Raw genomic sequence first — 7,727 nt, 5'->3', positions numbered from 1 at the left:
GGCGCCTCGATCTGGATCCTCGACCAACGGCTGCAACCTGTTCCGGCGGGTGTGGCGGGTGAGTTGTATGTCGCGGGTGATCTGCTCGCGCGTGGGTACCATCGTCGGGCGGGGACGACGGCGGAGCGTTTCGTTGCGTGTCCGTGGATTGCGGGCAAGCGTATGTATCGCACCGGCGATATCGTGCGTTGGACCAGCGATCGTACGATCCAGCATCTGGGTCGTTCCGATTTCCAGGTCAAGATTCGTGGTCTGCGTATCGAACTCGGTGAGATCGATACCGCGCTCACCAGCCATGAAACCGTGGCGTATGCGGTGACTGTCGGTCACCGCAACGATGCGGGTACCCAATCGCTGGTGTCCTATGTTGTTGCCGCTGCGGAGCAATCGATCGATACCGCGTTGCTGGCCGACTACCTGTCCGACCGGTTGCCGTCGTATATGGTGTCGTCCTCGATCATGGTGCTCGACCGCATCCCACTCACACCGGTCGGCAAACTCGACCGAAAAGCACTACCCAAGCCGGTATTCACCGACACCAAACCATTCCGAGCACCCCACACACCGACCGAGCACACGATCGCTCGAGCGTTCATCGATGTATTGGGTATCGACACGATCGGTCTCGATGATTCGTTCTTCGCCTTGGGCGGCGACAGCTTGGTCGCGACCCGCGTCGCTGCGCGACTTGGGGCCGCGTTGGATGCTGAGATTCCGGTGCGGTTGTTGTTCGAGGCGTCCACGGTCGCGGAACTGGCCGGTCGTATCGATCAGCATGCCGGGACCCGGCGACGTCGCCCACCGCTGGTCGCCGGGCCGCGCCCCGATCTCGTGCCGTTGGCGCCGGCCCAGCAACGGATGTGGTTTTTCAACCAGTACGACACCGCATCGGGCGCCTACAACATGCCGATCGCGATTCGGTTGCGTGGCGAGTTGAACGTCGAGGCCCTGCACTCGGCGGTTCTGGACGTGCTGGGGCGCCACGAGTCGCTGCGAACGCGATACCTGGACCACGACGGCATGCTGATCCAACAGATCGAGTCCGTCGAGAGCGTGGACCGCGAGCTGACGGTGGTACCGGTCGTACCGGGCGAGTTGGTCTCGGCGGTAACCGAATTCGTTACCGAAGGCTTCGATGTGAGCACTCAGGCGCCCGCGCGTGCCCGATTGTTCCGTGTCAGCGGCAGCGAGGAACCGGAACACGTCCTTGCCGTCGTGGTGCACCACATCGCCGCGGATGGCTTCTCCATGACGCCGTTGGCCCGTGATGTGGCGACCGCCTATGCCGCACGGATCCACGGTGCGGCCCCGGCGTGGACGCCGCTGCCGGTCCAGTACGCCGACTACGCACTGTGGCAACAAGCTACCCTCGGCGCGCCCGATGATCCGGAATCGCTGTCTGCCCAGCAGATCCGCTACTGGACCGAAACGCTGCACGGAGTTGTCGAGGAGCTGCGCCTTCCGTTTGATCGGCCAAGGCCGGTGGTGATGTCGAACCGGGGTGTCACGGTTGGTTACTCGGTGCCTGCCGATTTGGTTCGAGCGCTGGAAAGATTTGCGCGGGAACATAATTCGTCGCTGTTCATGGCGATCCACGGCGCATTGGCGCTCGCGCTGGCCCGGTTGAGCGGCACCACCGACATTGCGATCGGCACACCGATCGCCGGGCGCGGTGTGGCCGCACTCGACGACATGATCGGCATGTTCGTCAACACCTTGGTGTTGCGCACCGACATCGATCTCGCTGAATCGTTCACCGATCTGCTCGGCCGGGTCAAACAAGCCGATCTGGACGCCTTCGAACACGCCGACGTGCCGTTCGAGCAGGTGGTGGACAAACTCGGTGTGCAGCGCTCCCAAGCACGACACCCACTGTTCCAGGTGATGCTGGCATTCCAGAACCTGGCACCGGTAACACTGCAACTCCCCGATCTCGAGCTGTCGGTGGTCGACCTGCCCAATGAGGTCTCCCGGTTCGACCTGCAATTCATCCTGTCGGAAAACCATGACACCGGCGATATGACCGTTGCGGTCACCTATGCCACGGATCTGTTCGACGCTGCGACCGTCGATTCGCTTGCGCGCCGGTGGATTCGGATCCTGGAGTCGATCGTTACCGATCCGTCTGTTGCGGTCGGGTCCATCGATGTGCTCGAGCCTGCCGAGCGAGCTGATCTGCTGGCCCGTTCCGGTGCTCCCGCGGCGGCACCGGCCACGTTGCCCGGCCTGATGAGTGCGGCGGCGGCGTTTGATCCCGACGGCACCGCGATCGTGTTCGACGGAGAGCGGTTGAGCTATCGGGAGTTGGATGAACGTTCCAACCGGTTGGCGCGGTTGCTGATTCGGCGTGGAATCGGGCCGGAGGATGTTGTCGCGATCGGTATTCCGCGTTCGGCGGATTCTGTTCTCGCGGTCTGGGCAGTCGCCAAAACGGGGGCGGCGTTCCTGCCTGTCGATCCGACCCATCCCGCGGAACGCATCATGCACATGATGACCGATTCAGCGGCAGCGGTCGGTCTGACCGTGACATCCGTACGCGCACAACTACCCGATGCCGATTGGCTGCTACTCGACGAGTTCGACGAGGCCGACAGCGGTCCGGTCACCGACAGCGATCGGGTTCGTCCGCTGCGGATCGACGATATCGCCTATGTCATCTACACCTCCGGATCGACCGGGCTGCCCAAGGGTGTGGCGGTGACCCACCGCGGCCTCGGCAACTGCGCCGTGGCCCATCGGGATGCGATGGATATCGAATCCAGCTCCCGCACCTTGCATTTGGCCTCGCCCAGCTTCGATGTGTCGGTACTGGAGTTGCTGTGTGCGCTCAGCGCGGGGGCGACCTTGGTCGTAGCGCCCAGTGATGTCTACGGCGGCGACGAGCTCGCCGCACTGCTCGACCGTGAACACGTCAGCCACGCCCTCGTCACTCCCTCGGCGTTGTCCACCATCGATCACACCCGTTGGCCGCTACCGGATCTGAAGTATCTGATGGTCGGCGGTGAGGACTACGGCAGCGAGTTGGTCGAACGCTGGGGCGGCGACCGCACAGTGCTCAACGAATACGGACCAACCGAAACCACCATCGCCGCGACCCTGAGCGCCTCGCTGGCAGTGGGTGAGTTGGTCACCATCGGTAAGCCATTTCCGGGTGCCTCGGCATGGGTGTTGGATCAACGGCTGCAGCCTGTTCCGGCGGGTGTGGCGGGTGAGTTGTATGTCGCGGGTGATCTGCTCGCGCGCGGATACCACCACCAAGCGGACGTGACAGCCGAACGATTCGTGGCCTGCCCCTGGCTACCCGGCCAACGCATGTATCGCACCGGCGATATCGTGCGTTGGACCAGCGATCGTACGATCCAGCATCTGGGTCGTTCCGATTTCCAGGTCAAGATTCGTGGTCTGCGTATCGAACTCGGTGAGATCGATACAGCTCTGGCTACCCACGAAACCGTCGCCTACGCGGTGACTGTCGGTCACCGCAACGACGCGGGTACCCAATCGCTGGTGTCCTATATTGTTGCCGCTGCGGGGCAATCGATCGATACCGCGTTGCTGGCCGACTACCTGTCCGACCGGTTGCCGTCGTATATGGTGCCGTCCTCGATCATGGTGCTGGACCGTATCCCGCTCACGCCGGTCGGCAAACTCGACCGAAAAGCACTACCGGATCCGGTCTTCCTTGCCGACAAACCATTCCGAGCACCGCGCACGCCGATCGAACACACCATCGCGCAAGCGTTCGCCGACATTCTCGGCACTGAAGCGATCGGTTTGGACGATTCGTTCTTCGCCCTGGGCGGCGACAGCATCATGTCGATCCAGTTGGTCACCCGGGCCAGGGCGGCCGGTGTGGCGTTCTCGGCACGGGATGTGTTCGAACGCAAGACTGTCGCCGGACTCGCCCAGGTCGCCGCGCACGACCGCACGGCGGTCGCCTTGCCGGAGGAACTGCCCGGCGGGGGTGTGGGACCGTTGCCGTTGACGCCGATCATGCACTGGATGCTCGAGCGGTCCGCGTCGGGTTTCGGCCGCTTCTCGCAGGCGATGCTGCTCGGTCTGCCGACCGGGATCGACCAGCTGCGGATGGCGAGCACGGTGCAGGCGGTCCTCGATCGGCACGACATGCTGCGCGCGCGACTGTCTCGCGACGATGACGGGCGCCGGACGTGGGATGTGTTGCCGGTCGGCATGATTCGCGCCGACGACCTGATCCACCGGGTACCGATGGCCGCGACGCCGGAAAGCAGCGAGTTCCGGACGTTGGCGGCGGCGGAGTTGACGGCCGCCGCGGACCGGCTCGATCCGAACGCCGGGATCGTGCTGCAGGTGGTCTGGTTCGATCCGGTGGACACGGCGGAACCGGGCAGGGTCCTTGTGCTGGTGCATCATTCCGCGATCGACGGGGTTTCCTGGCGCGTGCTGGTGCCGGATCTCGTGCTCGCATGGGCGCAGATCGAATCCGGCGAGCCACCTGAGCTCGCCCCGGTCGGGACATCCATGCGCAGATGGGCGCATGGACTGGTCGAGGCGGCCCGACGCCCGGAGCGGGTGGCAGAGCTCGCACTGTGGCGAGCGATGGCCGATGGGCCCGATCCGATGATCGGGTCGCGGCCTCTGGACCCCGCTATCGATGTGGCGGCCACTGCTCGGACCGTCGAGGTCGAGTTGTCTTCCGAGGTGACCGAGGCGCTATTGACCAACGTGCCCGCCATATTCCACGGTGGGGTGGGCGACGGGCTGCTGGCCGCGCTGGCGGTGGCGGTGACGAAGTGGCGGCGCGAAGGACAGGCGGAGACCGCCGGGCTCACCGATGTGCTGATCGGTCTCGAGGGACACGGTAGGGAGGAAGGCGTCATCCCGGGCGCTGATCTGACCCGCACAGTCGGCTGGTTCGCCACGGGCTTCCCGGTGCGTTTGGATCTGTCGGGCATCGATCTCGACGATGCGTACGCGGGTGGGCCCGCCATGGGCGCAGCGGTCAAGTCCGTGAAGGAGCAGCACCGCGCTATCCCCGACCATGGGATCGGCTATGGCTTGCTGCGGTACCTCAACGAGGACACCGGCCCGACCCTCGCCGGGCTGCCGCGGCCGCAGATCGCATTCAACTACCTGGGTCGCATCTCGACGGGGGTTCCCGAAGGGCTACCGGCGGTCGGCTGGCTGCCGGTGGCTGGCAGCGGCGACCTGGGTGGCGGCGAGCTCTCGGGTGCACAGAATCCGGATATGCCGGTCGCGGCGGTGCTCGACATCAATGCCCATACGCGCGACGACGGCGAAGGGCAGCGGTTGCGGGCGACTTGGTCGTATCCCGCCGGGGTTCTCACCGCCGACGAGGTCCGTTCGGTGGCGGATTCGTGGTGCCGGGCTTTGACCGCGTTGGTGACGCATGCCCGCCATGCCGGGAGTGGGGGGCGGACGCCTTCGGATCTGGATCTGGTTCGGCTCGGGCAGGTCGAAATCGAGCGGCTCGAGGACAGGTACCCGACGTTGAGCGATGTCTGGCCGTTGACCCCGTTGCAGGAGGGACTGCTGTTCCACGCCTTGGTGTCGGAGGAGTCTGTGGACGCCTACCTGACCCAGCTGGTCGTCGAACTGCGTGGACAGGTCGATCCGGAGCGGCTGCGCCGAGCCGGGCAGGTTGTGCTGGATCGTCATCCGAATCTGCGCACCGCGTTCGACGCCACCGGCGCTGGGCCGGTGCAGGTGGTCCAGGAAGGCGTTGAGGCGTCGTGGTCGGAGGTCGACCTGTCCGGGCTCGATGACGGTGCGCGCGAGCGCGAGTGGGAGTTGCTGCTGGCCGCGGATCGGGCGACCCGGTTCGATCCGGCTCGTGCGCCGCTGCTGCGGTGGATGCTGGTCACCACCGCGCCGGGGCAGTACCGGCTGGTGTTGACCAATCATCACCTGCTGCTCGATGGCTGGTCGACGCCGCTGCTGCTGAAGGAACTACTGGTGCTCTACGCCACCGACGGCGATGCCACGATCCTGCCCGAAGTCCGCCCCTACCGGGACTTCCTGGCGTGGATCGCGGGGCAGGACCTGCCTGCGGCGCTGGATGTGTGGGCCGCTGCGTTCGACGGCACCGAGGAGCCGACCCTGGTGGCACACGCCGATCCCGGCCGCCGCTATACCGAGTCCCGCGATGTGGTCGCCGAGTTGACCGAGGAGCAGACCGCGGCGCTGAACCAGCTGGCCAGGGCCCGTGGGATCACCCTCAACACCGTGATCCAGCTGGCATGGGCAATTGTGTTGGGCTCGTTGACTTCCCGCGACGATGTGACCTTCGGTGCCGCGGTGTCCGGGCGGTCCCCGCAGCTGGCGGGTATCGAATCGATGATCGGACTGTTCATCAACACACTGCCGGTGCGCGTCCGTCTGGACGCCGCCGAAAGCCTGGGACAGCTGCTCGACCGAATCCAGGCCGAACAGACCGCTCTGCTCGATCACCAGTTCGTCGGCCTCACCGAAATCGAGCGGGTCGCCGGGCCAGCAGCGGTGTTCGACACGATGACAGTGTTCGAGTCGTATCCGGTCGATCGTTTCGGGCTCACCGCCGACACCGACATCGCGGGCATGCGGGTCGTCGACGTTGCGGGTATGGATGGCGCGCATTATCCGATGGGCGTGGTCGCGCACGTCGACACGCGGTTGCACCTGAAGATCAAGTACCTGCCCGAACTGTTCGACCACGACACAGTCGAGGCGACCCTGCAGCGGGTGCTGCGCGTGCTCGACGTCATCGCCACCGACCCGGATCTGCCGCTGGCCCGGCTGCAGTTGCTCACCCCCGCGGAATACCGTGAGTTGACACCGGTCTCGGGCAACCCCCCGGTGCCGGGTCGCGCGCTTGCGGAACTATTGGCGGCGACGGTGGAGCGCGATCCGGGGGCGGTCGCTGTGGTGTTCGAGGATCGGCAGTGGAGCTACGGTGAGCTCGATGCGGAGTCGAATCGGTTGGCGCGGTTGCTGATCGATCATGGGGTGGGGCCGGAGACGAGTGTCGCGGTGGGGTTGGCGCGGTCGGTCGAATCGGTACTTGCGGTGTGGGCAGTGGCGAAGTCGGGGGCGGCATTCGTTCCCGTAGACCCGCAGTATCCGACCGGCCGCATCGAGCACATGCTCACCGATTCCGGTGCGAGGGTGGGAATCACCCTGTCACAGTGGCGAGATCGATTCCCCGGATCAGTATCGTGGTTGGTCCTCGACGAGGCGACCGACACGGGAGAGTTGTCGGCGGGACCGGTGACCGATGCGGGGGAGTTGTCGGCGGCACCGGTGACCGACGCGGAGCGAACGCGGCCGGTCAGGCTCGACCAGGCGGCATACGTCATCTACACCTCCGGTTCGACAGGTGTGCCCAAGGGCGTGATCGTCACGCACCAGGGCCTGGCGAACCTGGTGACCGAACAATGTTCACGATTCGACATCGGGCCGGACGCGGGTGTCCTGCATGTCGCATCGCCCAGTTTCGATGCGGCGGTCCTGGAACTGCTGTGGGCGTTCGCATCGGGTGGGCGGCTGGTGATCGCGCCGCCGACCGTCTACGGCGGGACCGAGCTGGCGCAGATCCTGTCGAGCCAGCGCGTCACCCACGCCGCGCTCACGCCGACGGCCCTGGCGACGGTCGACCCGGCCGGGCTGGAGCACCTCGAGACCGTCGTGGTCGGCGGTGAAGCGCCCTCGACCGACCTGGTGTCACGGTGGGCACCGGACCGCAGACTCTT

Annotated in this window: 1 protein-coding gene; it reads left to right on the top strand. The window is 65.6% G+C overall.

What is annotated here, in order from left to right:
* The coding region (locus tag ACWEO2_RS44055) for an amino acid adenylation domain-containing protein (protein WP_452410836.1) at nucleotides 1-7,727 on the top strand (7,727 nt) is incomplete at both ends.

Source organism: Nocardia sp. NPDC004278 (assembly GCF_053602975.1).
This window is presented reverse-complemented; position numbering and strand designations above follow the sequence as displayed.